The following is a 3,057-nucleotide window of genomic DNA, read 5'->3' as shown; positions in this document are numbered from 1 at the left end:
TGCTGTTGCATTCGTTGGTTGATTATCCGATGCGGTCGCTGTCGCTGGGTGTGATGGCCGGGCTGTTTGGCGGTCTGCTGTCGGGTGGGGTTCGGGGACGGGCTTTGCGGGTACGGCGCTCTGCGGAAGGAGTTGGCGGTTGATGGTTTTGCGGCGCGTGGCGATTGCCTCGGTGCTGACCGTGCTGTGCGCGGGGTGCAACGGGATGCGTGCGGGCGAGACGTTGCCGCGGGGTGGTGCGGCCTATGGGGTGATTCCGGCGCCGGATGCGGGGGCATCGGTTGCGGCGTATCGGATCGGGGCGCTGGACGTGTTGAAGGTGACGGTGTTCCAGGAGGAGGATCTGAGCTTCGACACGCTGTCGGTGGATGCCTCGGGCAATGTGTCGCTGCCGCTGATTGGCACGGTGCGTGCGGAAGGCGCGACGGCCGCCGAGTTGTCGGACGAGATCGCGGCGAAGCTGGGAGCGAAGTACCTGGTCAACCCGCAGGTGTCGGTGACGGTGGCATCGTCGGTGTCGCAGAACGTGACGGTGGAAGGCAATGTCGGCCAACCCGGCGTGTATGCGATCAACGGCCGCTCGACCTTGTTGCAGGCGCTGGCGCAGGCGCAGAGCCCGACCGATGTGGCGAAGCTCGACCAGGTGGTGATCTTCCGCAATATCGAAGGCCGGCGCGCGGGGGCGGTGTTCGACGTAAAGGCGATCCGCGAGGGGCGCGCGGCCGACCCCGAGATATTGGGCGGCGACGTGATCGTGGTCGGGTTCGACGCGCTGAAGGGCGTGTTCCGCGACTTCCTGAAGATGGGGCCGCTTCTCTATGCCTTCCAATATTTTTGATGTCAGCGTGGTAAGGGCCTTTTGGTGACGATGGACAGTGCCACGATGCACACGATGCAGCGGTCGCCAACGCTTGAGGGCGGGGCATATGAGGACGCGCATGTCGACCGCGACGGATTGGTCGACTTCCGGGCGCTGTGGCTGATTTTCCGGCGCAACCTGTGGATCATCGGCGGGGTCGTGGCCGCGGCGCTGGTGCTGGGGCTGGTGGCGACGATGCTGATGACGCCGCGCTACACGGCGTCGGCGAGCGTGCAGATCGACCAGGAAGCCGATCAGGTGCTGGGGACCGACCAGAATGTCCAGCCGGTAGCGTCGTATCAGGATGCAGACCGGTTTTTGCAAACGCAGATCGACGTGTTCAAGAGCCGGGCGATGGCCGAGCGCGTGGCGCAAGCGCTGGGGCTGTTCAAGGGCGAGGCGTTCTTTGAGGCGATGAACCTGGCGGTGCCCGATCCCGAACCGGGGAGAGCGCGTGACAAGCAGTTGCGTGACGCGGTGACCGAGGGGATTTTGGACAATCTCGGCGTAACCTTGCCGCGCGATTCGCGTGTACTGACCGTTTCATTCACGAGCGCCAGCGCGACGCTCGCGACGCGGATTGCGAACACCTATACGAGCGAGTTCATCAAGAACAATCTGCAGCGCAAGTTCAACAGCACATCGTACGCGCGCAATTTTCTGGCGCAGCAACTGGGCGAGGCCAAAGCGAAGCTCGAACAGTCCGAGCGTGACCTGAACGATTATGCGCGCGCCGCCGGGCTGATCAAGACCGCACAGACCAATGTTGACGGCACCACGACAACGGGCGCCGGCTCGGTGACGACGGCGTCGCTGATCCAACTCAACCAGGCGACCAACCAGGCAACCGCAAATAGGATCGCGGCCGAAGAGAAGTGGCGCGCGATCGAAAAGACGCCGTTGCTGAGCATCCCCGATGTGCTCGCCAACAAGGCGATCCAGGATCTGCTCAACCAGCGCGCCCTGGCGACCGCGGCGCTGAGCCAGGAGCGCGCCAAGCATCTCGAGGCGTATCCGACGGTGCAGCAGTTGAAGGCGCAGGTCGACGAGATCAACGGGCAGCTCCAGACGATCGCAACCGCGATCCGGCAATCGATCCATCAGCAATATGAAAGCGCGCGGCTGCAGGAGGGCTCGCTCGAGGCGCAGGTCAACCAGCTCAAGGGTGCAACGCTGACCGAGCAGGATCGCTCGGTGCGCTACAATATCCTGGCGCGCGAGGCGGACACCAATCGCACGCTCTATGACGGGCTGTTGCAGCGCTACAAGGAAGTCAGCGCGGCCTCCGGGATCACGGCGAGCAATATCTCGGTGATCGATGAGGCGAACGCGCCGATCAAGCCGTCGTCACCGCGGTTGCTGCTCAACCTGGTACTGGCACTGCTGAGCGGGGTTGCGGTTGCAGGCGTGGTGGTGTTCGTGCGCGAACAGCTCGACGATGCGATCCGTGCGCCCGAGGATGTCGAACGCAAGCTCGATCTCCCAACGCTCGGCGCGATCCCGGTGAGCACCAGCGACGATCTGCGCGAGGAACTGGCGCTGCCGCGTTCGGCGGTGGCCGAGGCGTACAACTCGCTCAGGACCGCCTTGCTCTACGCAACCCCCGAGGGGATGCCGCCAGTGCTGTTCGTGACGTCGAGCGAAGCGGGCGAGGGCAAGTCAACGACCAGCTATGCGCTGGCGCTGGGTCTCGCCAAGCTCGGCAAGCGGGTGGTGCTGGTCGATGTCGATCTGCGCCGCCCGGCCCAGCATCGTGCGTTCGGGCTGCCCAATGACGACGGCATGTCGGATCTCCTCACCTCTCAGCGCGAGATCAGCTCGGTAATCCGCGCCACCGAGATCGAGAATCTGTCGTTCATTCCCGCCGGCCCGATCCCGCCCAGTCCCACCGAACTGCTCGGTGGCCCCCGGCTGATCGCAGTGCTCGAGGAACTGAAGCGCATGTTCGATGTCGTTATCTTCGACGGCCCGCCGGTGCTCGGCCTCGCCGACGCACCGCTGATCGCCTCGATCGTCGGCAATGCCGTGTTCGTGATCGAAGCCAGCCGTGGCCACAGAGGCGCCACTAAGGCCGCACTCCGCCGCCTCAATACCGGCCACGCCAACCTCCTCGGCGCCGTCCTCACCAAGTTCGACCCCAAGAAAACCAGCAGCCCTTACGCACACTACGGATATAATTACTACCAATATGGCAGCGA

At 64.3% G+C, this 3,057-nt stretch carries 2 protein-coding genes; both read left to right on the top strand.

What is annotated here, in order from left to right:
• Window positions 1-142 precede the first annotated feature (142 nt).
• A complete protein-coding gene (locus NFE57_RS16500) occupies window positions 143-838 on the top strand; it encodes a polysaccharide biosynthesis/export family protein (RefSeq protein ID WP_252136683.1) in 696 nt (231 codons plus the stop codon).
• A gap of 30 nt (window positions 839-868) precedes the next feature.
• Window positions 869-3,057 (top strand): GumC family protein (locus tag NFE57_RS16495; protein ID WP_252136684.1); only part of this gene is annotated, 2,189 nt, incomplete at its 3' end.

It is taken from the genome of Hephaestia sp. MAHUQ-44 (assembly GCF_023806085.1).
In the GTDB taxonomy this organism is placed as follows: domain Bacteria; phylum Pseudomonadota; class Alphaproteobacteria; order Sphingomonadales; family Sphingomonadaceae; genus Sphingomonas.
Note: the sequence above shows the minus strand (reverse complement) of the source record. Positions and strands in the feature narration are given on the sequence as shown.